Annotated in this window: 18 protein-coding genes and 1 pseudogene; 1 reads left to right on the forward strand and 18 read right to left on the reverse strand. The window is 72.4% G+C overall.

Annotated elements, in window-relative coordinates:
* Position 1 precedes the first annotated feature (1 nt).
* The 15 genes from BM236_RS12905 to selD all read right to left on the reverse strand — a co-directional run bounded on the left by BM236_RS12905 (position 2) and on the right by selD (position 21,376).
* Complete coding sequence (locus BM236_RS12905; RefSeq protein WP_091124441.1) at positions 2-841, reverse strand: slipin family protein; 840 nt, start codon at positions 839-841, stop codon at positions 2-4.
* A 101-nt stretch (positions 842-942) separates the two neighbouring features.
* Positions 943-4,401 carry an indolepyruvate ferredoxin oxidoreductase family protein gene (locus BM236_RS12910; protein WP_091124444.1) on the reverse strand — a complete coding sequence of 1,153 codons (3,459 nt, stop codon included), beginning with the start codon at positions 4,399-4,401 and terminating at the stop codon, positions 943-945.
* Between the two features lie 209 nt (positions 4,402-4,610).
* Positions 4,611-5,714, reverse strand: coding sequence for an enolase C-terminal domain-like protein (locus BM236_RS12915; RefSeq protein ID WP_091124446.1), 1,104 nt, complete (start codon positions 5,712-5,714; stop codon positions 4,611-4,613).
* A gap of 22 nt (positions 5,715-5,736) precedes the next feature.
* On the reverse strand, positions 5,737-7,524 hold the full coding sequence (locus BM236_RS12920; RefSeq protein WP_091124448.1) for a thiamine pyrophosphate-requiring protein: 1,788 nt from the start codon (positions 7,522-7,524) through the stop codon (positions 5,737-5,739).
* The gene (locus BM236_RS12925; RefSeq protein WP_091124450.1) at positions 7,521-10,466 is read right to left on the reverse strand and encodes an FAD-binding and (Fe-S)-binding domain-containing protein; all 2,946 of its coding nucleotides are present in this window, start codon (positions 10,464-10,466) and stop codon (positions 7,521-7,523) included. Before BM236_RS12925 ends, BM236_RS12920 begins: the two co-directional genes overlap by 4 nt.
* Positions 10,466-11,476: an SDR family oxidoreductase gene (locus BM236_RS12930; protein WP_091124452.1), complete on the reverse strand. Its 1,011-nt coding sequence runs from the start codon at positions 11,474-11,476 to the stop codon at positions 10,466-10,468. Before BM236_RS12930 ends, BM236_RS12925 begins: the two co-directional genes overlap by 1 nt.
* A gap of 137 nt (positions 11,477-11,613) precedes the next feature.
* The gene (locus BM236_RS12935; protein WP_091124454.1) at positions 11,614-12,375 is read right to left on the reverse strand and encodes an adenosylcobinamide-GDP ribazoletransferase; all 762 of its coding nucleotides are present in this window, start codon (positions 12,373-12,375) and stop codon (positions 11,614-11,616) included.
* 9 nt (positions 12,376-12,384) lie between these two features.
* The gene (cobT, locus tag BM236_RS12940; RefSeq protein ID WP_091124456.1) at positions 12,385-13,422 is read right to left on the reverse strand and encodes a nicotinate-nucleotide--dimethylbenzimidazole phosphoribosyltransferase; all 1,038 of its coding nucleotides are present in this window, start codon (positions 13,420-13,422) and stop codon (positions 12,385-12,387) included.
* A gap of 39 nt (positions 13,423-13,461) precedes the next feature.
* Positions 13,462-13,866, reverse strand: coding sequence for a ChaB family protein (locus BM236_RS12945; protein WP_091124459.1), 405 nt, complete (start codon positions 13,864-13,866; stop codon positions 13,462-13,464).
* Positions 13,867-13,909: 43 nt separating this feature from the next.
* Positions 13,910-14,386, reverse strand: a complete 477-nt coding sequence (locus tag BM236_RS12950; RefSeq protein ID WP_091124461.1) for a hypothetical protein — start codon at positions 14,384-14,386, stop codon at positions 13,910-13,912.
* A 26-nt stretch (positions 14,387-14,412) separates the two neighbouring features.
* Positions 14,413-16,446 carry a spermine/spermidine synthase domain-containing protein gene (locus tag BM236_RS12955; protein ID WP_091124463.1) on the reverse strand — a complete coding sequence of 678 codons (2,034 nt, stop codon included), beginning with the start codon at positions 16,444-16,446 and terminating at the stop codon, positions 14,413-14,415.
* Positions 16,447-16,591: 145 nt separating this feature from the next.
* Complete coding sequence (locus BM236_RS12960; protein WP_091124465.1) at positions 16,592-18,502, reverse strand: potassium transporter Kup; 1,911 nt, start codon at positions 18,500-18,502, stop codon at positions 16,592-16,594.
* A 28-nt stretch (positions 18,503-18,530) separates the two neighbouring features.
* Positions 18,531-20,012: an MFS transporter gene (locus tag BM236_RS12965; protein WP_091124468.1), complete on the reverse strand. Its 1,482-nt coding sequence runs from the start codon at positions 20,010-20,012 to the stop codon at positions 18,531-18,533.
* 1 nt (position 20,013) lies between these two features.
* Complete coding sequence (locus BM236_RS12970) at positions 20,014-20,298, reverse strand: hypothetical protein (RefSeq protein ID WP_091124469.1); 285 nt, start codon at positions 20,296-20,298, stop codon at positions 20,014-20,016.
* 85 nt (positions 20,299-20,383) lie between these two features.
* Positions 20,384-21,376, reverse strand: a complete 993-nt coding sequence (gene selD, locus BM236_RS12975) for a selenide, water dikinase SelD (RefSeq protein ID WP_091124471.1) — start codon at positions 21,374-21,376, stop codon at positions 20,384-20,386.
* 41 nt (positions 21,377-21,417) lie between these two features.
* Between selD and BM236_RS12980 the strand changes: the two genes are divergently transcribed.
* Positions 21,418-22,026, forward strand: a complete 609-nt coding sequence (locus tag BM236_RS12980; protein ID WP_091124473.1) for a flavodoxin family protein — start codon at positions 21,418-21,420, stop codon at positions 22,024-22,026.
* Here BM236_RS12980 and nrfD read toward each other — a convergent pair.
* The 3 genes and pseudogenes from nrfD to fdh all read right to left on the reverse strand — a co-directional run.
* Positions 22,011-22,961 (reverse strand): NrfD/PsrC family molybdoenzyme membrane anchor subunit, encoded by a 951-nt coding sequence (gene nrfD / locus BM236_RS12985; protein ID WP_217645329.1) that lies wholly within the window; start codon positions 22,959-22,961, stop codon positions 22,011-22,013. The two genes, BM236_RS12980 and nrfD, sit on opposite strands and share 16 nt — an antisense overlap.
* A 3-nt stretch (positions 22,962-22,964) precedes the next feature.
* Positions 22,965-23,894: a 4Fe-4S dicluster domain-containing protein gene (locus BM236_RS12990; RefSeq protein WP_091124474.1), complete on the reverse strand. Its 930-nt coding sequence runs from the start codon at positions 23,892-23,894 to the stop codon at positions 22,965-22,967.
* Positions 23,891-26,575: pseudogene (gene fdh, locus BM236_RS12995) on the reverse strand (formate dehydrogenase); the annotation flags it as partial. The pseudogene fdh and the gene BM236_RS12990, both read right to left, overlap by 4 nt.
* Between the last annotated feature and the right edge of the window lie 6 nt (positions 26,576-26,581).

A 26,581-nucleotide genomic window follows, 5' to 3' on the forward strand; every position in this document is an offset into this window, starting at 1 on the left:
GTCACTCCTCGACAGGCTGACCGGTGCGGGCGTCCTGTCGCCGGCCGTCGACCGAGCGAGCCGGCCGCCCGGTGGCCGGCTCGCCGGTGGCCAACGCCTCGAAGTACCGCAGCATCTCGACCGGGAACGGCAGCACGAGCGTGGAGTTCTTCTCGGCCGCCACCTCCACCATGGTCTGGAGCAGCCGGAGCTGGAGCGCGGCCGGGGTCGCCGACATCGCGTCGGCCGCCTCGGCCAGCTTCTTCGACGCCTGGAACTCGCCGTCGGCGGTGATGATGCGTGACCGCCGCTCGCGCTCGGCCTCGGCCTGGCGCGACATCGACCGCTTCATCGTCTCCGGGAGCGCGACGTCCTTGATCTCGACCCGGTCGATCTCGATGCCCCACGGCACCGCGGGGCTGTCGAGCATCAGCTCGAGGCCCTGGTTGAGGTGCTCGCGGTTGCACAGCAGGTCGTCGAGCTCGCTCTTGCCGATGATCGAGCGCAGCGAGGTCTGTGCCACCTGCGAGATAGCGTAGGCGTAGTCCTGCACCTCCACGACCGCCTTCACCGGGTCGATGACGCGGTAGTAGACGACGGCGTCCACGCGGACGGTGACGTTGTCGCGGGTGATGCCGTCCTGGGCGGGGACGGTCATCGTCACGACCTGCATGTTGACGCGCTTGAGCCGGTCGACGAACGGGAGGATCGCGGTGATCCCGGGCTGCCTGACGTCGGGCTGCACCCGGCCCAGCCGGAACACGACGCCGCGCTCGATCTGCTTCACGACGCGCGCGCTGGCCGCGGCGACCAGCCCGGCGACGAGGACGGCGATCACCAGGATCGCCAGCACCACGTCCATGGCGCCTCCCTAGCGGGAAGAGGTTGCTTCCAGAGTAGGTCGGGCGCCGCACGCACACGAGCCGCCACCGGTGCATCCCGGTGGCGGCTCGTGTCGATCGCTCAGAACGTGACGGCGATGCCCTCGGCGCGCAGCTGCTCGCGGTAGAGCTCGACGTTGCGCATCTTCACGCTCTCGAATCCGCGGACGACGTCCGGCAGCTCGGCGAGGCGGCAGGCACGGTCGTAGGACTCGACCGACAGGTCACCGGCGAGCTCGACGAGCAGGTCACGGTAGTGGGCGAGGATGGCCCGCTCGACCCGGCGTACCTCCGCACGACCGAAGGGGTCGAAGGCGGTGCCCCGGAGGAACTTGAGCCGTGCGACCGTCCGCAACGCCACCTGGCGGCGCGGACCGAAGGCCATCTTCTTCTCCCCCAGCAGCCCCTGGAACGTCGGCGGGCGCAGCTGGAAGCTGATCCTGGTCCCACCGGGCACCTGCGCCCGGATCTCCTCGAGGGAGCTCGACGCGGTGAGCAGCCGGGCGACCTCGTACTCGTCCTTGTAGGCGGTCAGCTTGAAGAGGAAGCGCGCGGCCGCCTCGCTGAACCGGGTGTCGGCCGTGACCGCACGCTCCGCCGCCCAGACGCGGTCGACGAGCTCGACGTACTCACGTGCCTTCGCCTGGCCTTGGAACTCGACCAGCTGCGGCGCCCGCACCTCGGCGAGGCGGCGCACCTCGCCGTCGAAGCGCGCCTCGGCCAGCGCGGGCACGGTGATCTCCTTGACCGGTCGCGAAGCGACGGCCGTCGCCTCGGCGAAGGCCTCCGGAGCCGCGACCGCGGCCCGGCCCCAGCGGAACGCGGCGACGTTGGCGGAGACGGCGACCCCGTTGATGCCGATCGCCTCCTCGATCGCCTCGGCGGGGATGGGCAGGGCGCCGGACTGGAAGGCGGCGCCGACCAGCAGGAAGTTCGCCGCGGCGGTGTTGCCGAAGAGCGTCTCGGCGGCGCCGAGCGCGTCGAACGCGGTGACCTCGCTGACGGCCTCGCGCAGCCGGCCCATCAGCTCGCCGTCGGACGGGTAGGCGATCGACTTGTCGTAGACCATCGGGCCGGTCGGGGTCTGGCTGGTGGAGACGACCGCCCGGGTGCGGGCCGGGTCGCCGTAGGCGAGGTTCTTGCCCTCGGCCAGCGTCAGCAGGTCGAAGCCGAGGAGCGCGTCGGCCGACCCGGGCGTGACGCGGTTCGACGGCTCGACCGTGCCGGGCCCGAACCGCAGGTGGCCGGTGACCGGGCCCGCCTTCTGGCTCATGCCGACCTGGTCGAGCGACTCGACGCCGAAGCCGGCCCGCAGGGCGGCGGTGGCCAGCACCTGGTTGACCGTGACGATGCCGGTGCCGCCGATGCCGGCGAGGAAGACGCCGACGGTCCGGTCCAGCGGGGGGTACGCCGGCGCCGGCACCTCCGGCGGCGTGGGCGTGGCCTTGCGCTCGAGCTTGACCGACGGGTCGGTCTCGACCGTCACGAACGACGGGCACTCCCCCTGCAGGCAGGTGTAGTCGGTGTTGCAGCTGGTCTGGTCGATCCGCGTCTTGCGGCCGAGCTCGGTCTCGACGGGCTGCACGGAGAGGCAGTTGCTCTTCACGCCGCAGTCGCCGCAGCCCTCGCAGACCGCCTCGTTGATGACGACGCGGGTGTTGCGCGGCGCGAGCTTGCCCCGCTTGCGCTGGCGGCGCGCGTCGGCGGCGCAGTGCTGGTCGTAGATCAGGACGGTGACGCCGGGGATGTCGCGCAGCGCCTGTTGGGCCTCGTCGAGGCGGTCACGGTGCCAGAGCCTCACTCCGTCGGCGAGGTCCCTCTTGCGGTACTTCTGCGGTTCGTCGGCGACGATGATGACCGCCTTGACGCCCTCGCTGACGAGCTTGTGGGTCAGCTTCGCCACGGCCACCGCGCCCTGCGGGTCCTGGGCGCCGGTCATCGCGACGACGTCGTTGTGGAGCAGCTTGTAGGTGATGTTCACGCCCGCCGCCACGCAGGCCTGGACGGCCAGCTGGGCGGAGTGGAAGAACGTGCCGTCGCCGACGTTCTGGAACATGTGCTCGGCGTGGCTGTAGTGGGCCTGGCCGATCCACTGCGACCCCTCGCCACCCATCTGGGTGATGCCGACGACGGCGCTGTCGGTGCGCTGGGAGGCGGTCACCAGGGTGTGGCAGCCGATGCCACCGCCGCCGAGCGAGCCCTCCGGCAGCGCGGTGGAGCGGTTGTGCGGGCAGCCGCTGCAGAAGTACGGCGTGCGCGACGTCGACAGCAGCGGCAGGTTGATCCGGCGCGGCGGCTCGGGCTTGAGGCCGACCCGTCCGTCCAGCACCCGGCGCAGCGGCGCCAGCAGGCGGCCGGCGGTCAGCTCGCCGTCCAGCGGCACCAGCGGTACGCCGGCTCCGTCGCTCTTGCCCACGATCGCCGGCGCTCCGGCGCGGCCGTAGAGCACCTCGCGGATGCCCTGCTCGATGAAGGAGGTCTTGTCCTCGACGACGAGGATCTCGTCCAGCCCGTCGGCGAACCGGTCGAGGATGGTCGGCTCGACGGGCCACATCATGCCGAGCCGCAGCACCCGGATGCCGGCGGCCTCGAGGTCGCTCTCGGAGACGCCGAGGTCGGTCAGCGCCTGTCGCATCGAGTCGTAGCAGCTGCCCGACGCGACGATCCCGAAGCGGGCGGCGGGCGCCTCGACCTCGATGGAGTTCAGGCCGTTCGCGGCGACGTACTCCTTGACCACGGCCATGCGGGGGCCGTAGAGCGAGGCCTCGGCGGCGACGATGCGGTCGGGGAAGAGCTCGAGCTTGGCCGGGGCGTAGTCGTAGGGGCGCCCCTGCCACTGGATGCTCGGGGCGACCGGGTCCAGCTCGGCGACGCGGGGACCGACGACCCAGGCGCCGTCGGCGACGTCGGCCACGATCTTGAGGGCCACCACGCAGCCGGACGCGCGGGAGAGCGCGATGCCGTGCAGGCCGAGCTCGACGATCTCCTCGGCGTTGCGGGGGAAGAGGACGGGGACGCCCAAGGCCGCGAGCGACCGCTCGCTGACCGCGGGGACGGTGGACGACTTGGCGGCCGGGTCGTCGCCGACCAGCATGAGGATGCCGCCGTTGGGGTGGACACCGTACATGTTGGCGTGCCGGATCGCGTCGGTCGCGCGGTCGACGCCGGGGCCCTTGCCGAACCAGACGCCGGTGACGCCGTCGTAGCGGTCGTGGTCGAGGGTGACGTCGGACTGACTGCCCCACACGGCGGTGGCGGCGAGCTCCTCGTTCATGCCGGGCACGACGGTGACGTCGTTGTCGGCCATCTCCTGCGGCAGCTTGAGCAGCAGCTGGTCGAGACCGCCGAGCGGGCTGCCGGGGTAGCCGGACACGAAGGTCCCGGTGCGCAGACCACGGCGGCGGTCCAGCGCGCGGTGCTCCACGAGGAGCCGGGCGACCGCCTGGACGCCGGTCAGCAGCATCGGGCTGGCACCGGACCGGTAGCGGTCGGAGAGGTCGTAGGGCGCGGGGGTGGCCCCGGGCTCGAGCACAGCGGTCATGACGGTCGCTCCTCACTCGGTTCCGGGCGGCGCAGGTGATCCGGCCGGAGTCGTCGTGGCCGCCGGGGTGTGGCAGCCGGGTCCGTGTCCGCAGGGGGTGCGCGGCCACGTGAGCGCCATCATGACTGAGGCGGTCGCGCCTGCTGCAAATCGGCGCGACCTGCGTCACACGGGACACCGCTTGCGCGTCGCGCCCGACCTGCGCCCGATCACGCCACGTGGTACCGCTCGGCCGCCTCGCGCCGCAGGGTCAGCCCGTGGCCGGGTGCGTCGAGCGGCAGGAGCGCGCCGTCCACCGGGTCGGCGTACCCGTCGACGAGCTCGCGGGCGATCCGGACGTGGTCGTGGAACCACTCCAGGTGGCGCAGCCGCGGCGTCGCGGAGGCGACCGGAGCGGTGAGGTAGGGAGCGCAGTGGGCGGAGACATCGAGGCCGTGCGCGGCGGCGAGGGCGGCGACGCGGAGCCACTCGGTGTAGCCCCCGCAGCGGGTGACGTCCACCTGGAGGCAGTCCACGACCGGCGCCAGCCGGGCGAAGGTGGCCAGGTCGTAGCCGTACTCGCCCGCCGTCACGTCAGCGGCGACGCCGGCCCGGACGGTGGCGAGGCCGGCGAGGTCGTCGGAGCTGACCGGCTCCTCGAACCAGGTGACGCCGAGCCCGTCGAAGCGGCGGCCCATCCGGACGGCCCGGCCGACGGAGTAGGCGCCGTTCGCGTCGACGTAGAGCTCGGCGCCCTCGCCCCACAGGTCGTCGAGCACCGCCCGAGCCTGCTGAGTGCGCTCGAGGTCGCGCTCCTCGTGGCCGCCCCACGACTCGCCGACCTTGATCTTCACCCGACCGATCCCCTGCTCGACCCAGCCGGCGAGCTGGGCGTGCAGGTCGTCGTCGGAGTACGTCGTGAAGCCACCGCTGCCGTAGACGGGCACCGGCCCCGGCTCGGCGCCCCACCATCGCGTGAGTGGGAGGTCGAGCAGGCGGGCGCCCAGGTCCCACAGCGCGATGTCGACCGCCGAGATCGCCATGCCGACCAGCCCGGGACGCCCGGCGTTGCGGACGGCTCGCACCATCGCCGACTGGGCGCTGCCGGGCGCCAGGGCCGAGCGGCCCTCGACCACCGGGGCGAGCAGGTCGGCGACCACCGCGGTCGCGGCCGCCGGCGCGAAGGTCCAGCCCACGCCGACCGTGTCCGCCGCGCGGGCCTCGACGACGACCATCGTCGTGGAGTCCCACGCGATCGTGCCGTCGGCCTCGGGCTGGTCGGTCGGCACGGTGTAGGCGGCGGCCGTCACCGAGCCGACCGTCGGCTCAGTCATGCTCAGTCATGGTCAGTCATGGTCAGTCATGGTGAGGAAGCATCTCCTGTGCCTTCGTCCTCAGGCCCTCCTTGATCACGCCCCATCGCGACGTGTCGCCCTTGGCCAGGGCGGCGGCGACGTTCTTCATCTGCTGGAGGTCGGCGTGCGGCGGGATCGGCGGTACGTCGGGGTCGCAGTGCACGTCGAGCACGAACGGACGGTCCGCGGCCAGCGCCTGCGCCCAGGCGCCCGGGAGCTCGGCGGGGTCGGTCACCGTGAGGGCACCGAGTCCGATCGAGGCCGCGAAGTCGGCGTACGACACCTCCGGCAGGGCCTGGGACTCGACGAAGTCGGGGGTCCCGCCCATCGCCCGCAGCTCCCAGGTGACCTGGTTGAGGTCGTTGTTGTGGAGGACGGCGACGACCAGCCGCGGGTCGCTCCACTCCTTCCAGTAGCGGGCGACGGTGAGCAGCTCGGCGAGGCCGTTCATCTGCATCGCGCCGTCGCCCTCGAAGGCGATCGCCGGCCGGTCCGGGTGGGCGAACTTGGCACCGATCACGTAAGGGACGGCCGGCCCCATCGTCGCGAGCGTGCCCGAGAGGGTCCCGCGCATCGCGCCCCGCATCCGGATCTGCCGGGCGTACCAGTTGGCCGCGGACCCGCTGTCGGCGGCGATCATCGCGTCCGAGGGCGCCACTCGGGAGAACTCGTGGAACAGCAGCATCGGGTTGATCGGCTCGGCCTCGACCTGCGCCTCGGCGTCCATCACGTCCCACCAGCGGGCGACGTTCTCCTCGACCGTCTCCCGCCAGCCGCGATCGTGCTTGCGGTCCAGCAGCGGGAGCAGCGCCTGCAGCGTGCGGGCGGCGTCGCCGACGAGGTTGACCTCGTAGGGGTAGCGCATCCCGATCAGCGCTCCGTCGATGTCGATCTGGACGGCTCGGGCCTGGTCGAAGTCGGGCAGGAACTGGGAGTAGGGGAAGTTCGAGCCGATCGTGAGGAGGGTGTCGCAGTCGCGCATCATCTCGAAGCTCGGCCGGGTGCCCAGCAGACCGATGGAGCCGGTCACGAAGGGCAGGTCGTCGGAGAGCACGTCCTTGCCGAGCAGAGCCTTGGCGACGCCCGCGCCGAGCACCTCGGCCACCTGGGTGACCTCCTGGGCCGCCCCACGGGCACCTTGGCCGACCAGGATCGCGACCTTCTTCCCGGCGTTGAGGATCTCCGCGGCCTGGCGCACGGCGGCGTCGTCGGGGTCGACAGCCGGCCAGGAGGTGCCGAGGCTCGAGGGCACCATCTTGAAGTCGTGGGTCGGGGCTGCATACTCCAGCTCCTGCACGTCGTTGGGGATGATCAGCGCCGTCGGCGCCCGGCGCGCCATCGCGACACGGAAGGCCCGGTCGAGGACGTTCGGCAGCTGCTCGGGCACCGTTACCATCTGCACGTAGTCGCTGGCGACGTCCTTGAACAGGCTGAGCAGGTCGACCTCCTGCTGGTAGCTGCCGCCCATCGCGGTCCGGTTGGTCTGACCGACGATGGCGACGACGGGCACGTGGTCGAGCTTGGCGTCGTAGAGCCCGTTGAGGAGGTGGATCGCACCGGGCCCGGACGTCGCCATGGTCACCGCCGGACGCCCGCTGAACTTCGCGTAGCCGACCGCGGAGAACGCCGCCATCTCCTCGTGCCGCGCTTGGATGAACCGCGGCTGGTCGCCGGCGCGGGAGAACGCGCCGAGGATGCCGTTGATGCCGTCGCCGGGGTAGCCGAAGACCTGCTCGACGCCCCACTCCCGCAGGCGGGCGAGCAGCTGGTCGGCGACTGTGTTGGTCATTCGGGTGCTCCTTCGTGGTTGTCGTGCTTCTCCAGTCCCTGGGCCAGGAGCTGGGCGAGGTGGAGGCCGTGATGGCCGGTCGTGTCGAGCTCGTCGATCTGGGTGCGGCACGAGAATCCGTCGGCGAGAACGACCGCGTCGGCCGGTTCGTCCCGGAGCCGCGGGAGCAGCACCTGCTCGGCGAGGGCGCGGCTGACCTCGCCGTGGCCGGCGGTGAAGCCGAAGTTGCCGGCCAGTCCGCAGCAGCCGGAGTCCAGGCGCTCGACCTCGGCGCCGGCCCGGTGGAGCAGTTCGGCATCGGCGTCCCACCCGAGCACGGCGTGCTGGTGGCAGTGCACCTGCGCGACGCCGCTGGTCGTGTCGAGCCGGGGCGGTTCCCACTCGGGCGTGTGCTCGGTGAGCAGCTCGGCGAGGGTGACCGTGTGGTCGCCGACCCGGTGCACGTCCTGGTTCTCCGGCAGCAGCTCGCGGGCGTCGGAGCGGAACACCGACGTGCAGCTGGGCTCGAGGCCGACGACCAAGCCACCGGCGCGCACGTGCGGGGCCAACGCCTCGACGGTACGGCGCAGCCGGCGCTTGGCGGTGGTCAGCTGCCCCGTGGAGATCCAGGTGAGCCCGCAGCAGAGCGGTTCGGTCGGCATCGTGACCGTCCAGCCGGCGTCCTCGAGCACCGCGACCGCCGCCCGGCCGACCTCGGGATGGAAGCGGTTGGTGAAGGTGTCGGGCCAGAGCACGACGCTGCCTCGCGTTCCGGCCGGCCGGTGGTCACGGGCGGCCCACCACTGCTGCAGTGTCGGTGACGCGAACCGCGGCACCCGGCGGTCCTCCAGGCCGGCGGCCCGGGTCGCGGCCCGGCGTACCCACCGGATCCGCGTCGCGGCGTTGACGGCGCCGGCCAGTCCGGCGCCCTCGACGAAGCGGGCGAGGTCGGGCAGCCAGCCCATGGCGTAGTCCGCGCGCGGCCGGAGCCGGTGCCGGTAGTGGTGGGCGAGGAACTCGGCCTTGTAGGTCGCCATGTCGACCCCGGCCGGGCAGTCGCTCTTGCAACCCTTGCAGGCCAGGCACAGGTCGAGCGCGTCCTTGACCTCCTCCGAGCGCCAGCCGTCCTTGATCGGGCCGTCACGGTGCCCGTCGAGCATCTCGAACAGGAGCCGGGAGCGGCCGCGGGTGGAGTGCCGCTCCTCGCGCGTCACCTGGTAGGACGGGCACATCACGGAGCCGTCCTGGTTCTTCAGCTGCCGGCACTTGCCGACGCCGACGCAGCGGTTCGCTGCCTCGCCGAACGAGCCGCCGTCGTGGGGGAAGGCGAAGTGCAGAGCCTCGGTCTGCCGGGGCGCCCAGTCGGCGCCGAGCCGGAGGTGACTGTCCAGCGGGGCCGGGTGCACCACCTTGCCGGGGTTCATCCGGTCGTCGGGGTCGAAGATGCGCTTGACCTCCTCGAAGAGGGCGACGACGTCCTCGCCTAACATCCGCGGGAGCAGCTCGCCGCGGGTCTGGCCGTCGCCGTGCTCACCCGACAGCGAGCCGCCGTAGGAGACGACGAGGTCGGCCGCGCGCTCGAGGAAGCGACGGTAGGCCGCCACGCCCTCGCTGCTGTAGAGGTCGAAGGGGATCCGCGTGTGCACGCAGCCCTGGCCGAAGTGGCCGTAGAGCGCGGGGCCGGTCTCGTCGGCGTACCCGAAGTCCTCGTAGAGCCGGCGCAGGTCGCGCAGGTAGTCCCCGAGCCGCTCGGGTGCGACGGCGGAGTCCTCCCATCCCTCGAACGTGTCCCGCTTGTGCGGCACGTGGGCCGTCGCGCCGAGGCCGGCCTCACGGACCTGCCACAGCTCGTCCTCGCGGGCCGGATCGTCGTAGAAGACGACCTGGGGGTCGTGCTCGCTCTTGCCCAGCGCGTCGAGCATGGCGTGGGCGCGGTCGTCGGCCTCCTCCTGGGTGTCGCCGCCGAACTGCGCCATGAGGAAGCCGGTGCCCTCGGGGAGCTCCTCCAGGCCCTGCTTGTTCATCCCCCGCAGCTGCTCGTCGTGGATGAGGAAGCGGTCGACGCCCTCCAGCGCGATCGGCTCGTGGTCGACGATCTGCGGGACAGCGTCGGCGGCCCTCGTGATGTCGGGGAAGCCGAGGACGACGAGCGTGCGCTCCTTGACCCGCGGCACCAGCTTCAGCTCGGCGCCGAGGACCGTGATCAACGTGGACTCGCTGCCGACGAGCAGCCCGGCGAGGTCGAACCCGTGCTCGGGCAGCAGCGAGTCGAGGTTGTAGCCGGACACGCGCCGAGGGATCTTCGGGTAGCGGGTGCGGATCAGGGCGAGGTGCTCGTCACGCAGCCGGCGCAGGTCGCGGTAGATCCCCGCGCGCCGGTCGGCGCCGGCCACGATCTCGTCGTACTCGTCGTCGCTCGTCGGCCCCACCGTCAGCCGGGTGCCGTCGTAGAGCAGCACGTCCAGGGAGACGACGTTGTCGACCACCTTGCCGGTGCGCTGTGCGGTCGCGCCGCACGAGTTGTTGCCGATCATCCCGCCGAGCGTGCAGTTCGGGTGGGTGGCCGGCTCCGGACCGAAGCGCAGCCCGGTCGGCTCGAGCCGGCGGTTGAGGTCGTCGAGCACGATGCCGGGCTCGACGACGCATCGGCGGTTCTCCGCGTCGACGGAGAGCAGCCGGTGGCAGTGCTGGGAGAAGTCGATGAGCACCGCCTCGTTGGTGCCCTGGCCGGCCAGGCTGGTGCCCCCGCCGCGCGAGAGGACCGGCAGACCGAGATCGCGGCAGGCGCGTATCGCGTCGACGGCCGCGTCCGTCGTGTGCGGGGTGATGACGGCGAGCGGGACCTGACGGAAGTTGGAGGCGTCGGTGGAGTACGCCGCTCTGGTCCCGGCGTCTGCGAGCACCTCCCCGTCCACGCGAGCGCGCAGGCGAGCGAGCACATCCGGGTCCTCGAGGACGGACATCACCGCCGCCGCGACGCGAGCGAGGCGGCCGCGACGCCGAGCGTTGCGGCGCCGACAGCACCCAGGACGCCGTGGTGCTGGGAGGCCCACAGCTGGAGCGAGCGGCTGCGTGACTGGTCGTCGAACATCCCGCGAGCGCCGAAGTCCTTCTCGGCGTCCGCCGGCTCCCACAGGTTGGCCGGCTGGTCGGGCGACCTGGGCTCGTCGGTCTGCTGGCCCTTGAACCCGGTGCGGGCGAGGTAGCGGTCGAGCACGCCCGGCGCGATCGCGTTGGCGGCGAGCGTGAGCGCGGTGCTGCCGCCCACCCAGTACTCCCGCCGCCGCGGATGGTCGGCGGCGTAGATGACCGCGTCGGCGGCGACCTCGGGCTGGTAGATCGGCGGCACCGGCTGGGCCTGACGCGGAAGCCGCGACAGCACCCACTGGAACTGCGGCGTGTTCACCGCAGGCATCTGGACCATCGTCACGTGGACGTTGCTGTGGTCGTGCAGCAGCTCGACGCGCAGCGACTCGTTGAAGCCCTGGATCGCGTGCTTCGACCCGCAGTACGCCGACTGCAGCGGGATCCCGCGATACGCCAGTGCCGATCCGACCTGCACGACCGTGCCGCGGTCGCGCGGCAGCATCCGGCGCAGGGCCGACCGGGTGCCGTTGACGTAGCCGAGGTAGCTGACCTGTGTCGTCCGTTCGAACTCCTCGGGCTCGATGTCCACGAAGCGGGCGAAGACCGAGCTGAAGGCGACGTTGACCCAGACGTCGATCTCGCCGAGCGTGGCCTCGACCTCGGCAGCGGCGCCCTCCACCGCCGCGTGGTCGGCCATGTCGACGCTGATCGGCAGGGCGCGGGCCCCCGCCGCGCGCACCTCCTCGGCGGCCGCCTCGAGCCCCGCCTCGCCGCGGGCCAGGAGCGCGACGCTGTCGCCGCGCTTCGCGAACGCCCGGGCCGTGGCCCGGCCGATCCCTCCCGACGCTCCGGTCACGACGACGACTCGCTGACGGTCTTGCGGCATGCGGGGTCCCCTCTCCTCGGCGTCGAGCGCCTCACCGCACGACGGCGCGGCCGACGGTTCGACTGGGTCGCTGGGGCCTGTACCCGATCAGGCCCGAAGGCAAAGGCCGGGCTCTGGCTCATGCCGCGGGGGCGTGGTCAGGACAGGGCGACCAGCAGGGCCGCGAGCGCGGACTCGACGGCGGCGCCGAACACGTCACCGGTCACGCCGCCGAAGCGGCGTACGGCTCGGGCGAGGAGGACCGCGACGACAGCGACGGCCACGGCGACGGCGAGCGGCCCGCGCCACCAGGCCAGACCGGCCCATCCCGTGGTGAGGGCGAGCACAGCAGCAGCGACGACCCAGAGTCCCGCCGCGAGAGGTGGCGACACCGTCTCGGCATAGGTCCGGCCCAGGCCGTCCGGCCGCGCCGGGCGCAGCCCGCGCAGGCAGCACAGCGCCAGCGCCGCCCGCGACCCGCAGACCGCGACGCCGGCGAGGACCCCACCCCGCCAGCCCTCCGCGAGCACGCCGGCCAGGCCGGCGACCTGCAGGCCCACGACCAGCACCACGGCGACCGTCCCGGCCGGCCCGGAGGCGCCGGTCTTCATCACCGCGAGCGACCGCTCCCGGTCGTAGGAGGCGGCGAGGCCGTCGGCGACGTCGGAGAGGCCGTCGAGGTGCAGCCCGCGGTTGCCGAGCGCGACAGCACCCACGGCGAGCAGAGCCACGACGAGCGGCGACAGGTCGAGCGAGTCCCCGACGACGGCGAGGACACCGACCGCCAGGCCGAGCGGGACCACCGCGAGCGGCGCCAGGAGCATCGCGAGGGCCGCCCGGCGCCGGTCGACGAGCCGGGGCGGCCGAACGGGCAGGGCGGTGAGGGTGCCGACGGCCAGCCGCCAGCCGTCAGCCCACATGAGCGGGCATCAGATGCCGAGCTCGGAGAGCAGAGCGACGTCACGCAGCAGGGCGACCGCGCTCCGCAGCACGGGCACCGCGGCGACGGCGCCCGAGCCCTCGCCCAGGCGCAGCCCGAGGTCGAGCAGCGGCTCGAGGCCGAGCTTGTCCAGGGCCAGCGACTGGGCCGGCTCGGTGGAGCGGTGTCCGGCCGCGAACCAGGCGGCCGCGCCGGGGACGATGCGGTCGGCGGTCAGCGCGCACGCGACGCTCATCAGCCCGTCGAGGAGGACCGGGACGCCCTGCTCGGCGGCGGTGAGCAGGTAGCCGGTCGCGGCGGCGAGATCGGCACTGCCGAGTGCGGTGAGGGTCTCGACGGGGTCCGACGTGCGGTCGCCGGCGCGCTTCAGGGCCGCCTCCACGAGGGCGGTCTTGCCGACCAGCGCCGCGTCGTCGACGCCGGTGCCGCGGCCGACCACCTCGGCGGCGGGCAGGCCGAGACCTGCCGCCACGAGGGCCGAGGCGGGTGTCGTGTTGCCGATGCCCATGTCGCCGCTGATGAGCATCCCGGCGCCGGCCGCGATCTCCTCGAGGGCGACCGTAGCGCCGGCGGCGAGGGCGGCACGGGTCTGGGCGGGCGTCAGCGCGTCCTCGAGGTGGATGGCGCCGCTCCCCCGCCGGACCTTGTGGGCGGTCAGGGCCTTCCGCCGGACGGTGTCGAGGTCCTCGAAGTCCTCGTCCACCGAGATGTCGAGCACGCGCACGGCGACACCGTGGGCGCGGGCCAGCGCGCTGACGCCGGCCTGGCCCGCGAGGAAGGTGCGCACCATGGCGCCGGTGATGGCGGGCGGGAACGCCGAGACGCCGTGGGCTGCGACACCGTGGTCGCCGGCGAAGATGACGAGACGGACGTCGTCGAGCGGCAGGGGCGGCACCTGCCCCTGGCAGGCGGCGACCCAGACCGCCGCGTCACCGAGGCGGCCCAGCGCTCCGGGCGGCGTGGCGAGGCCGGCGAGGCGGGCGGCCGCGTCGGTGCGGGCGGCGACGGACGGAGCGGTGATCGGCACGGGCAGCGAGCCTAGCCGCCGCGGGCCCGCCCGCGGGGCTCAGCTCCGTGCCTTGGCCGACTTCCGGCGGTTCGCCTTCTTGATCGCCTCGACGAGCTCGTCCTTGCGCATGGTCGAGCGCCCGGAGATGTCCAGCTTGCGGGCGATGTCCATCAGGTGCGCCTTCGACGCGTTCGCGTCGACGCCCTCGGCGCTCGAGCCGCCGCGCCGCGCCGCGGCGCCGGACTTCGCGGCCTGCTTGTCGGAAGGGCCCTTCTTGTCCTTCGGCTCCCAGTGGTCGCCCACCTTCTCGAAGCCGTGCTTGAGAGCGCTGAAGGCGGTGCGGTGCGCCCGCTCCCCTTCGCCGTACTCGTCCACCGCGGAGTCGTGGGCCTCGATCCACGTCCGCTGTGCCTTCTTCGACGAACGCTCGAGCGTCGAGGGGAGCTCCTGCTTGCCGGGCATGTGTGTCTCCTTCCGGGTCGGGAGGAGCCGGTACCCGACCCGTTCAGCGCGTACGCCGACCCGTGCCGCGGCTCCCCGCGACGACCGCCCCGTCGCGGACCGACCAGAGCCGCCCGGAGTACCACCGTCTCCGGCCGACGCCCGCCAGCCGCCAGATCGCCGACGGTGCCCGCCGCTGCAGGATCTCGTCGCGGTGGACCGTCCCGTAGCGCCGCCCGGCCCGGTTGTTGCGGTCGTCGGCCTCGCTGTCGCGCAGGTCGAGGGAGTGCAGCTCGTGCTCCTCGGTGACGGCGCGCGCCACCGCCTCGCCGTAGCGGGCCGCGAGCCAGGCCGACCACGTGAAGTGGCGCACCGCGTTGCGCAGCCGGGGGCGGGCGCCGGTGTTGACCAGCGCGACGAGCAGCGACCACCCCGACGCCGCGAGCACGCCGACCGCGACGCGACGCCCCGCGACCTCCCGCGCCGCGCGGTAGGTGCCGGGCACGCCGCCGAGGACCGTCCAGACGACCCGCAGACTCATCACCGGCCCAGTGTGACGGGTGTCGACTAGACCCGCGCGTTCGCGCGCGGCTTGAGCAGGAACGCGGCCAGGTAGAGGACGGCCACGACGATGAGCAGGTTGCGGTAGCCGGTGAGCAGGGCGGCGTACTCCAGGCAGCCGCCGACGATCGCACCGACCAGGTTGATGCCGAAGGCGGCCTGGGAGTCGGCGGACTCCGCGAAGCGCTTCGCGAAGGCGATGTTGGCCAGGAAGATCGGCAGGAACGCCAGCAGCGTCGCCAGGACCAGCCGCGCCCAGAACGCGAAGCCGAGCAGCCACTCCGGCTTGACGACGTACGCGATCGCCAGCGCGACCGCGATGAGCGCGAAGACGACCGGCAGCGGTGGGGTCGGTAGTCGCCGGGTCGTCTCGACGGCGGCCAGCACGATCACCAGCACACCGCCGAACACCAGCGCGTTGACCAGCCAGGTGGTGCCGAAGAGCAGCGCGAACGTCGCGATGTTCTTGGTCTCGAGCAGCAGGAACGCGGCGCCCATGAAGAACAGGTCGGCGTAAGGGCGCATCGAGCGGAACGGGCCGCCGAGCGCCCTCACCGAGATCAGGGAGACGAGCAGGATCCCGCTCAGCGCCCAGACGTAGAGCATCGGGATCATGCCGCCGCGGTAGTAGAGGAACGGCCGGTCGTCGCGGGCGGGCCTGACGTACGACGCCCCCAGCGCGTGGTTCTCGGGACCGCACTGCTGGTTCTCCGCCGACCTGGCCGCGCTGATGACGGCCGTCGCGCCTCCGAAGAGGTCGATGCACGGCGGGTGGCCGAACGCCTCCGCCGCGGTGCCGCCGAGGCGGTCGATCAGCCAGGGCTGGCGGTAGTAGTTGTACATCGCGAAGACGCCGTCCTGGCTCAGGTGGTCGCGGGCCAGCTGGAGCGCCTCCCTGGTGAAGAGGAACGACTCGAGCCGGATCTGCGAGCCGCCGCTGACCAGCGACAGGGAGTCCGGCAGCGCGAAGAGGATCAGGTCGTACTTCTTGTCGGTCCCGACCAGGAAGGCCCGGCCGTCGTTGATGTGCCGGGTGACGCGGGGGTCCTGGTAGGCCCGGTCCGGGTTGCCCTCCACCCCGATCTGGACGATCCGCGGGTCGATGTCGACGGCATCGACGTGCTGGGCGCCCTTCGAGAGCGCGATCGCGACGTCGCTGCCCGACCCGGCGCCGACGACGAGCACGTCGCGCAGCGGCGCGTCGCCCCGGCGCTCGTAGGGCGCGCCGTAGATCGCCGACGCCCGCGTGAGCTTCCACTCCGCGGAGGACATCGACTGGTGCGGGACCCCGTTGACCGAGATGTAGGTGCGCGTCCCGAAGTCCGCGTCGTGCACCTCGCGCGTGGAGATCTTGTAGTACGGCGACCACGAGATCCCCGGCGCGACCGACTCCATGACGAGCGCGCCGATCATCACGACGCCGGCCGCGGCTGCGATCAGGCGGGCGCGCCCGCGGAGCAGCGCCAGGAACGCCAGCGTGGCCAGGGTGCCCCAGACGTAGGACGGCGCCCAGGCGAACGAGAGCAGCGCGAAGAGGGAGATGCCGATCAGCGACCCGACCAGGTCCCAGCGGTACGCGGTGAGCGACGGCAGGTCCGCGAAGCACCGCCCGACCGCCTCCCCCGGCCCGGCCAGGATCGCCGCGCTGAGCACGAACACGATCGGCAGGACCAGCCAGGCCGGCGGTCCGGTCGTGTGCAGGGCCGTGAAGTAGATGACGTCGGCGTTGCTCCGGTCGACCGACACCGGCACCAGCCGCACGACCACGACGAGCACGGCGAGCAGCACCGGTGTCCAGGGCAGCACCGACCAGCTGCGCCGCGAGATCAGGAAGCCGAGCCCGACGCCGAGGAAGGACCCCAGCAGCACGAAGTTCGTGAAGTAGGACAGATGCACGATGTTGGCGCCGAGCCAGCGGATCAGGGCGAGCTCCAGGAAGAGCATCAGCGCGCTGCCGAGGACCAGGCGGGGCGCCGTACCGCCCAGTCGTGGGGGCCAGCCCTCCGAGCGCGCGGTCCTCACGTCGGTGTTGGCGACCATGGCACACCCCTGCGACCGGTTGCCGGCTGTCTCGGCCGCTACCGGGAGCGGTGCCCGCAATCGCGGTGACCATGCGGTGGGGCCGGTCGGTCGCGTCCGATCAGCGGAGGTCAGACGAAGAACTGGTGGGTTGGTCGACTCCCGCTCAGACCTCGACGTGCGCGCCCATCAGCACCGTGCGTGCCCGCGGCAGCAGGAAGTGGTCGGCCGCGTCGGCGGTGATGTGCGAGGTGGCCAGGAAGAGCCGCTTGCGCCAGGCCGGCATGTCGCGGTTCGTGCCGGCGACCAGGTCGATCTTGGAGAGGAAGTACGTCGCCTCCTCGAGGTCGATCTCGCCCTCGGTCTGGTCCGAGGTCAGCGTCGCCAGCGCTGCGGGTACGTCGGGCGTCTCGGTGTACCCGAACCGCAGCGTGACGTGGAAGATGCCGTCGTCGGCGTGCCCGAGGTCGTTGACCTCGGCCCGGTCCTCGGGCGCGACCCGGGGCACCGACTCGGTGACGATCTCGACGATCACCACGTGGCGGTGCCGCACGTGGTTGTGCTCGACGTTGGCTCGCAGCGCCAGCGGCGTCTCCCCGCCGCGGTTGAGGAAGATCGCCGTGCTGTCGACGATGTGCACCGTGTCGGGGTGCCGGCCCAGCTTGGCGACGAAGTCCGTGAGCGACCCCTCCATCGCCGCGCGGCGCGCGGTCACCAGCTCGCGACCGCGCTGCCAGGTGGTCATCAGCGTGAAGGCGCTCAGGGCGATCACGATCGGCAGCCAGGCGCCGTGGACGAGCTTGGTCATGTTGGCGGCGAAGAACAGCACGTCGAGGGTCAGCAGCACCGCCACGATCGCGACGAGGACCGGCTTCGGCATCCGCCACGTGCGGTAGGCGATGTAGCCGAAGAGGACCGTGACGATCGTGATCGTCCCGGTCACCGCCATGCCGTACGCGTAGGCCAGCGCGGCCGAGGATCGGAACGCGAAGACCAGCGTCAGCACCGCGACGAGCAGCAGCCAGTTGATGAACGGAACGTAGATCTGACCCTGGGTGTCGGTGGACGTGTGCAGGATCCGCAGCCGCGGCAGGTAGCCGAGCTGGCCGGCCTGGGACGCGACGGAGAACGCGCCCGTGATCACCGACTGGGCGGCGATCACCGTCGCCGCGGTCGCCAGGACCACCAGCAGGATCCGCGCCCAGTCCGGCGCGAGCAGGAAGAAGGGCGCGGAGAGGTTGCCCGTGTCGTGCAGGATCAGCGCGCCCTGCCCGAAGTAGCTCAGCGTGCAGGCGGGGTAGACGACGAACAGCCAGGCGATCGAGATCGGCTTGCGGCCGAAGTGGCCCATGTCGGCGTACAGCGCCTCGGCGCCGGTCACCGACAGCACCACCGCGGCCAGGGCGAAGAAGGCCAGGTGGAAGTGTCCGGCCAGGAAGCCGACGGCGTACGTCGGCGAGAGCGCCCGCAGGATGCCCGGCTCGCGAGCGATCCCTCGCGCACCCAGGCCGCCGACCGTCGTGAACCAGAGGATCATCACCGGCCCGAAGGCGCGGCCCACGGCCGCGGTACCGAAGCGCTGCACCAGGAACAGGACGACGATGATGACCGCCGTGACGGGGACGACCCACTCCCCGAACGACGCGTCGACCGTCTTGACGCCCTCCACCGCCGAGAGCACCGAGATCGCAGGCGTGATCATGCTGTCGCCGAGGAACAGCGACGCGCCGAAGATGCCGAGCGCGGCGAGCACGAGCAGCACCCGCGCCTTCGACCTCGCCGCCCACTGCCGCAGCAGGGTGATCAGGGCCATGATCCCGCCCTCGCCGTGGTTGTCGACCCGGAGCACCAGCCCCACGTAGGTGACGGTGATGACCAGCGTGACCGACCAGAAGATCAGCGACACGACGCCGTAGAGGTTGTCGACGCTGACCGGCACCGGGTGCGGGTCGTCGGGGTTGAAGACGGTCTGCAGGGTGTAGATCGGGCTGGTGCCGATGTCACCGAAGACGATCCCCAGCGCTCCGACGACGGGGGCGACCTTGAGGGCGTCGGTCGCTCGGGTGCTGCTGGTCACGGCTGAACCCTAGGTCCGGGGTCGGCGGTCAGCGCGAGCGCCCGCGCCGGAGCCGCACCGGCACCAGCGGCTCCGCGTCCTCGTCGTCCGTCGACGGCCGCAGGTGGACGGCGGTGGCCGGCGAGGGCAGCCCCTGGTCCCCGTCCAGCCACGCCTCCAGGTCCGGCGCCCGGAGCCGCGCCCCCGAGAGCGCGGGGAGCAGGATCGCCACGACCAGGGCCGCGCCCGCCACCACGGCCATCACGAGCAGTCCGGTGCGGACCGCGCCGGCCTGGTCCGAGGAGCGCGTGACCAGCGCGAGGGCGACCGGGCCGACGGCGTACGTCGCGATCGACCGGAGCAGCTGGACGAGTGCGAACCCGCGGCCGAGCTGGTCCGAGCGCAGCCCGAGACCGGTGAGGAAGAGCCCCGGGGAGACCGTGGACGCGGCGCCCAGCCCGAGCAGCAGGAGCGCCGCCCAGGTCGCGTCGCCGGTGGCCAGCAGGCAGCCGAGACCGAGGGCGACCAGACCGACGTCGACCAGCACCGGGACGAACCGGGTGCGGAACAGCGCCCAGAACGCGACCGCTCCCACCAGCGCACCGACCGGCATCGGCCAGAACGTGGCGGCGACGTCGGCGGCCGAACGGCCCTCCACCGTGCTGAGCCGGGTCTGCACGAGGTCGGTCGCCGTGACGACGACCGCACCGCCGGCCATCGCCACGAGGATGCCGGTGACCGGCAGCTGGGTGCTGAGCGCCGAGACGGGGATCAGCGGGTCGGGGCGGCGCATCTCCCACACCAGGAGCAGGACCAGCGCCGCCAGGGCGACGACCGCCAGCACGATCACCGGCCGCGCGCCGATGCCGTGGCCACTCACCAGGGAGGCGGCGATGAACCCGGTCACGGTCGTGACGACGACCAGCCCGAGCGCCGGCCCGTCGACTCGAGCCTCAGGCTCGAGGGGATCCCAGCGCTCGTAGCCGACGGCCGCGACGACCAGCCCCGCCGCGGCCAGCACCGTTGCGCCGGCGAACAGCCAGCGCCAGTGTTCGCCCCCGGCGACCAGCCCGCCCACGATCGGGCCGAACGTGCTCGCCCCGAAGATGCCGACGTTGACGATGGCAGCGCTCAGCGCGACGCGGCCGGCGCCGAACCGGGTGATGAGCGGCGGCAGCGAGCTGACGAGCATCGCTCCCGCCGCGAGGCCCTGCAGGACGAGCGCGGGGACGAGCACCGTGCCGCTCGGCGCCAGGGCCGCGGCGAGCGACGCCGCCACGAAGACCGACTCCGCCGTGACGAAGAGCCGACGCTGCACCACGAGCAGCGCCAGCTGGGCGGTGAGCACCGCGCCCACGGCGTACGCCGCGCTGCCGAGCCCGGTCGCCAGGCCGAGCGTCTCCTGACTGGTCCCGATCGAGCTCGCCACGGCGTGCCGGACCGGGACGAGCGCGGTCGACAGGACGACGTAGGGGCCGAGCCCGAGCAGCGCGATGCCGACGGCGAGCGGGTAACGACCCCGCGACGCCACCTCAGACCGGGTAGCTCGGCGCGTCGGGCAGGTCGTCGGCGGACACGCTGTGCGGCCCGTCGGACTTGTGCACCTTCTCGTTCACCTTGTCCGCCACGACGTCCTTGGCCGCGGTCGCCTGGTCCTTGGCGACGGTCGCGGCCTGGTGCCGCTTCTCCGCCACGCGCGGGTCCTGCCAGACCCGCTGGGCCCCCTCGCGGATCTGTTCGTAGCGCCCTCGGCCGGCCCGCGTCCCGAGCACGTAGCCCACGCCGACGCCGGCGAGCACAGCCAGCTTCCCCTTCATGCTGTTCCTCCCGTGGCAGTCCTGTGATGACAGCACCCAGTGCCCCGCGACCGCGGTCGGCATGACCCGGGGCCCGATCAGCGTGTCAGCGGACGACGACCACGGCGTCCCCTCGCGGCACCAGCTCGCCGATCACCGGATGCCCCGGGATCTCCCCCGCGACCAGCAGGCCGCCGGACGTCTGCGCGTCGGCGAGGAGCAGCAGCTCGTCCTCGGAGACCGACGAGGCGACGTGCGGCCGCACCCACTCGAGGTTGCGCCGGCTCCCGCCGGGCACGAACCCGTCGGCGTACGACGACCGGGCGGCCGCGAGGAACGGGACCGCCGCGGCGTCCACGACCGCCGACACCCCGCTCGCCCGGGCCAGCTTGAAGAGGTGGCCGAGCAGCCCGAAGCCGGTGACGTCGGTCGCGCAGACGACCCCGGCCGCCAGCGCCGCGCGGGAGGCGTCGCGGTTGAGCGTCGTCATCGTCTCGATCGCCTCGGGGAAGACCTCACCGGTGGCCTTGTGTCGGTTGTTGAGCACGCCGAGGCCGAGCGGCTTGGTCAGCGTCAGCGGCACCCCGGCGACGCCCGCGTCGTTGCGCAGCAGCCTCCGCGGGTCGGCGGTGCCGGTGACGGCCAGCCCGTACTTCGGCTCGGGGTCGTCGATGCTGTGACCGCCGGCGAGGTGGCAGCCGGCGGACGCGGCGAGGTCGGCGCCGCCGCGCAGCACCTCCGCGGCCAGGTCGAACGGGATCCGGTCGCGCGGCCACGACAGCAGGTTGACGGCCACCAGCGGCTCGCCGCCCATGGCGTAGACGTCGCTGAGCGCGTTGGCCGCGGCGATCCGGCCCCAGTCGTAGGGGTCGTCGACGACGGGGGTGAAGAAGTCGGTCGTCAGGACGACCGCCCGATCCTCGGAGATCCGAACGACCGCCGCGTCGTCGCCGTTCTCAGCGCCGACGATGAGGTCGCCGGAAGGCGGAGCGGTCAGGCCGGACAGCACCCGTTCGAGCTCGCCGGGCGGCACCTTGCAGGCACAACCGCCGCCGGCGGCGAACTGGGTGAGGCGCTGCGACGGGGGTGCGGTGGTCACCCGGTCAGCATGCCACCGGCGCCGAAGGGCACCAGGGAGCCATGACCGACCTGCGCGCCCTCGTCCTCGTCTGCACGCTCAAGCCGTCCCCGTCCGACTCGAGCTCCTCGCTGCTCGGCACCCAGGTGCTGAGGGCGCTGGAGCAGCAGGGAGTGCGCGGAGAGGTGGTGCGCGTGGTCGACCACGACGTCCGCTTCGGCGTGACCACCGACGAGGGCGACGGCGACGAGTGGCCGCAGATCCGGGAGAAGATGCTCGCCGCGGACATCCTCGTGCTCGCCACCCCGATCTGGATGGGGCAGCCCTCGTCGGTCGCCAAGATGGTGCTCGAGCGCCTCGACGCCGAGCTGTCCGAGACCGACGACGAGGGCCGCATGCTCACCTTCGGCAAGGTCGCGGTCGTCGCCGTCGTCGGGAACGAGGACGGCGCGCACCACGTGTCGGCCGAGTGCTTCCAGGCGCTCAACGACGTCGGCTTCACCATCCCCGCCAACGGGGTCACCTACTGGGTGGGCGAGGCGATGCAGGCGACCGACTACCAGGACGTCTCCCCCACGCCCGAGAAGACGGAGAGCACCACGCAGACGGTCGCCACCAACGCGGCGCACCTGGCGCGTCTCCTGCAGGAGGCGAACTACCCGGCGGGCTGACCCTCCGTGTGAGCGGCAGCGCCGCCGGTCTCCTTGCGGGCCAGCCGCTCCTTCTGCGGCACGACGACGTACTTCGGGTCCTTCGCCGAGGCCAGTCCGGCCTCGAAGACCCCGAAGCGGGTGGTCACCGACGAGGCGAGGTACGTCGCCCCGGCCACCGCCGAGAGCACCCTGGACCGGCCGCCGGCCAGCGCCGTCGCCCCGGACGCCACGACGCTCGCGTTGCGGGCGAACCGCATCAGCCGGCCGGGCCGTCCGATCCGGTACGGCTCGGCGACCAGGCCCTTCTTCGTGATCCGCTCGGAGGCGACGAGCTCGAGAGCAGCCCCGACGAGCGCCATCCGACGGGCCGGCGCGGCCTGGTCGAGCGGGACGAGCATCATCGCCAGCCCGCCGGCCGCCTGGGCGCCCGAGCCCGCGAAGACGAAGGGCAGCTCGCGGTGTGCCTCGTGCCAGGCCGGGATCGCGGTGTTGGCGACCAGCGCGGCGGTGTAGGTGGCCAGCGGCGGGCCGAACGCGGCCGCTCCGACGCCGGCGAGCCGGCCCAGACGGGGCAGCACCCCGGTCACCTGCGACGCGGCGGCGGCGCCGGCGAAGCTGGCGAACGGCGCCAGGATGAAGGAGCCGACCGACAGCGGCGAGGTCGGCTTGAAGACGCGCAGCATGTTGAGGAACCGCTCGGGCCGGCCGAGGTCGTGGACCAGCGCGACCGTCCCGGCGGTAGCACCGCCGGCCGCCGCCAGCCGGGCGACCCGCTCGAGCTGCGGGCGACCGGACAGCGCCGCGCCCTCGGCGAGGACGGCCGAGGCGCCGGCCAGCCCGCCCAGGAAGAGGTACAGCGGCACGTCGGGGGTCTTCCACGTCGGCGTCTTGAGGATCTGCCGGCCGTAGTAGGACTCGAACTCCGGCTCCGGCACCATCGACTGCTCGCGCACGGGCTACTTCCTCCGTCCGACGAAGGAGGCCACGCCGACGCCGAACAGCGTCGCGGCGGCGATGCCGACGTGCTTCCACACCGAGCCGATGTCGCGGGTCGGCACGACCGGGTCCGGCGGCAGGCCGTAGACCTCCGGCTCGTCGAGGAGCAGGAAGAACGCGCCGTCGCCGCCGACGCCGTCCTCCGGGTCACGGCCGTAGAGCCGGGCGACGTCCACGCCCTTCTCGTGCAGCTCCTCCAGGCGGCGATCGGCCCGCTCGCGCAGCTCCGAGAGCTCGCCGAACTGGATCGACTCCGTGGGGCAGGCCTGGGCACAGGCCGGCGTCTGGCCCTCCTTGAGCCGGTCGTAGCAGAGCGTGCACTTGAACGCGCGGCCGTCGTCCTTGCGCAGGTCGATGACGCCGTACGGGCACGCGCTGACGCAGTAGCCGCAGCCGTTGCAGACGTCCGGCTGCACGACGACCGTTCCGAACTCGGTGCGGAACAGGGCGCCGGTCGGGCAGACGTCGAGGCAGCCGGCATGGGTGCAGTGCTTGCACACGTCCGACGACATCAGCCAGCGCAGCGCACCGTCACCGGACTCGGTGGCCTGGTCCTCCCCGTGCGGGTGGGCGCCCGGCAGGTCGAAGGACGGCATGCCGAGGTCGACCGCCGGCGCCGCGCCCGCGCCGGACTTCTCGACGAAGGCGACGTGCCGCCAGGTGCTCGCGCCGAGCGCCTGGGTGTTGTCGTAGGACATGCCCGTCAGCAGGTAGCCGTCGTCGGGGACGTCGTTCCACTCCTTGCAGGCGACCTCGCATGCCTTGCAGCCGATGCAGACCGAGGTGTCGGTGAAGAAGCCCATCCGCGGCGGGTGGTCCTCGTCGTAGCCGGCGTCGTGCTGGACATCGTCGAGCCGACCCCACAGCGACCGCTCGGAGAAGATGCTCATCCGTCCGCTCCTCCGTCCTCGGGATGCGCCATGTCGACCCCGGCCCGGCGCCGGTACGCCTCGACGTAGGCCGTCAGCTCCGGACCGCGCGGTCGCCGACCCGGTCGGATGTCACAGGTGCCCACCTTGTCCTGGATGTAGACGTTGGGATCCAGCGTCAGGTTGACCAGGTCGTTGGGCGAGTCGCCGGTGGTGAGGCCGTTGCCGCCCCAGTGGTAGGGCAGCCCCACCTGCTCGACGAACCGGTCGCCGAGCCGCAGCGAGCGCATCCGATCGGTGACGAGCACCTTCGCCTCGATCGCGGCGCGGGCGGTGACGATCGTGACCCAGTCGCCGTGGGTCAGGCCACGCTCGGCGGCCAGCCGCGGCGAGACCTCGCAGAACGGCTCGGGCTGCAGCTCGGTGAGGTAGGGAAGCGTCCGGCTCATGCCCCCGGCCGTGTGGTGCTCGGTCAGCCGATAGGTCGTGAACACGTAGGGGAAGATCTCGCTGAAGCTCGGGTTGATCGGGTTGGCCGGGTGGTCGACCTTGCGGCGCGAGGGGTTGTTCTGCTGCCCGTAGAGCGGGTTGCGCACGGGGGACTCGGGCGGCTCGTAGTGCGCCGGCATCGGGCCGTCGGCCACTCCCAGCGGCGCGAACAGCCACCCCTTCCCGTCGGTCTGCATGATGAACGGGTCCTGCCCGCCGATCGCGTCCGGCCCCTTGGCCCCCTCGGGCGGCACGTAGTCCGGGGCGCGGTCCGCGATGAAGTCGGGCACGTCGGGGCCGACCCACTTCCCCTTGCCGTCGTCGGCGTCCGCGTCCCACTGGATGTAGGCCTTGCGCTCGCTCCACGGCGAGCCGTCGGGGGCCGCCGAGGCGCGGTTGTAGAGCTGGCGCCTGTTGGCCGGCCACACCCAGCCCCACTCGGAGGCCACCCAGTCCTGGTCCCAGTGCGGCTTGCGCCGGCGGGCCAGGTTGACCTCGTCCGCATAGACGCCGCAGTAGATCCAGCAGCCGCAGGCGGTCGAGCCGTCGTCCTTCAGCTCGGTGTACGACGCCAGCGCCGCGCCGTCCGGTCCGGTGCCGTTGATCTCCTTGAGCACGGCCTCGCCCTCGGGGTCGCCCTCGTCGTCGGTCGGGTAGTCCCAGGCCAGGTCGAGCAGCGGCCGGTCCATCTCGTCGGTCGAGCCGGCCAGCTTGCGGCGGATCCGCTGGCCGAGGTCGTAGTAGAACTGCAGCTCGCTGCGCGCGTCACCCGGCGGGTCGACGGCCTTGTCCCGCCACTGCAGCATGCGCTGGGTCTGGGTGAACGAGCCCGACTTCTCCACATGGGTCGCGGCCGGCAGGAAGAACACCTCGGTGCCGATCTCCTCGGTGACGAGCTCACCGGTCTCGATCTCCGGACTGTCCTTCCAGAAGGTCGCGGTCTCGATCATCTGCAGGTCGCGCACGACCAGCCAGTCCAGGTTGGCCAGGCCGAGCCGCTGCATCTTGCCGTTGCTGGACCCCACGGTCGGGTTCTCCCCCACCACGAAGTAGCCCTTGCAGCTGCCCTCGATCATCGACTTGACCGTCGTGTACGTCGAGTGGTCGCCGGTGATCCGGGGCAGGTAGTCGAAGCAGAAGTCGTTCTCCGGCGTGGCAGCGTCGCCCCAGTAGGACTTGAGCAGGCTGACGGCGTACGACCGCACGTTGCCCCAGAAGCCGGCCTTGCCCTCGTCGTCGCGCACCCACTCGTCGAGCGACTGGTGCTGGCTGGCGGTCGGCATGGGCAGGTAGCCGGGCAGGATGTTGAACAGCGTGGGGATGTCGGTGGAGCCCTGGATGCTCGCGTGACCGCGCAGGGCCATGATGCCGCCGCCGGGACGGCCGATGTTGCCGAGCAGGAGCTGGAGGATCGAGGCGGTCCGGATCATCTGCGCACCCGTGCTGTGATGGGTCCAGCCCACCGCGTAGCAGAAGGCCGTCGTGCGATCGCGACCGCTGTTGCGGGTCAGCGCCTCGGCGACCCGCTGGAACTGCTCGGGCCCGATTCCGCAGACCTCCTGCACCATCTCCGGGGTGTAGCGGGCGAAGTGGCGCTTGAGGATCTGGAAGACGCAGCTCGGGTCCTGCAGGGTCTCGTCGCGCCGGCCCTTCCAGCGCACCGGCGCGCCGCCGGAGCCGTGGCTCTCCGAGCGCGCGGACTGGTGGGACTCCTGGCTGCCCGGCGTGTCGCCATAGGCGCGGTCGCGCTCGGCGTCGTCCTCGACCTGCTGGGCCGAGTCGGGTTGGTAGGCCCAGGACGTCGGGTCGTAGTGGCCGGTCTCGGGGTCGAAGCCGGAGAACAGGCCGTCCAGGTCCTCGGTGTCCTGGAAGCGCCCCTCGATGATGTTCGCCGCGTTGGTGTAGGCCACGACGTACTCGCGGAAGTCGAGGTCGTTGCTCAGCACGTAGTTGACCAGCGCACCCAGCCAGGCGATGTCGGAGCCCGCCCGGATCGGCACGTGGACGTCCGAGACCGCCGAGGTCCGCGTGAAGCGCGGGTCGACGTGGATGATCGTCGCGCCGCGCCGCTTCGCCTCCATGACCCACTGGAAGCCCACCGGGTGGGCCTCGGCCATGTTCGATCCCTCGATGAGGATGCAGTCAGCGTTCGCGAGGTCCTGCAGGAAGGTGGTGGCCCCACCACGGCCGAACGAGGTCCCCAGACCGGGAACCGTGGA

Source organism: Nocardioides terrae, assembly GCF_900112345.1.
GTDB lineage: Bacteria > Actinomycetota > Actinomycetes > Propionibacteriales > Nocardioidaceae > Nocardioides > Nocardioides terrae.

Excerpts from the sequence above, each read along its gene's own strand:
- BM236_RS12955 (WP_091124463.1), bottom strand. The coding sequence starts at position 16,446 with ATGGTCGCCAACACCGACGTGAGGACCGCGCGCTCGGAGGGCTGGCCC.
- BM236_RS12980 (WP_091124473.1), top strand. The coding sequence starts at position 21,418 with ATGACCGACCTGCGCGCCCTCGTCCTCGTCTGCACGCTCAAGCCGTCC.
- BM236_RS12920 (WP_091124448.1), bottom strand. The coding sequence starts at position 7,524 with ATGACCAACACAGTCGCCGACCAGCTGCTCGCCCGCCTGCGGGAGTGG.
- BM236_RS12910 (WP_091124444.1), bottom strand. The coding sequence starts at position 4,401 with ATGACCGCTGTGCTCGAGCCCGGGGCCACCCCCGCGCCCTACGACCTC.
- BM236_RS12905 (WP_091124441.1), bottom strand. The coding sequence starts at position 841 with ATGGACGTGGTGCTGGCGATCCTGGTGATCGCCGTCCTCGTCGCCGGG.
- BM236_RS12915 (WP_091124446.1), bottom strand. The coding sequence starts at position 5,714 with ATGACTGAGCCGACGGTCGGCTCGGTGACGGCCGCCGCCTACACCGTG.
- BM236_RS12950 (WP_091124461.1), bottom strand. The coding sequence starts at position 14,386 with ATGAGTCTGCGGGTCGTCTGGACGGTCCTCGGCGGCGTGCCCGGCACC.
- BM236_RS12945 (WP_091124459.1), bottom strand. The coding sequence starts at position 13,866 with ATGCCCGGCAAGCAGGAGCTCCCCTCGACGCTCGAGCGTTCGTCGAAG.
- BM236_RS12925 (WP_091124450.1), bottom strand. The coding sequence starts at position 10,466 with ATGTCCGTCCTCGAGGACCCGGATGTGCTCGCTCGCCTGCGCGCTCGC.
- BM236_RS12930 (WP_091124452.1), bottom strand. The coding sequence starts at position 11,476 with ATGCCGCAAGACCGTCAGCGAGTCGTCGTCGTGACCGGAGCGTCGGGA.
- BM236_RS12935 (WP_091124454.1), bottom strand. The coding sequence starts at position 12,375 with ATGTGGGCTGACGGCTGGCGGCTGGCCGTCGGCACCCTCACCGCCCTG.
- BM236_RS12970 (WP_091124469.1), bottom strand. The coding sequence starts at position 20,298 with ATGAAGGGGAAGCTGGCTGTGCTCGCCGGCGTCGGCGTGGGCTACGTG.
- BM236_RS12990 (WP_091124474.1), bottom strand. The coding sequence starts at position 23,894 with ATGAGCATCTTCTCCGAGCGGTCGCTGTGGGGTCGGCTCGACGATGTC.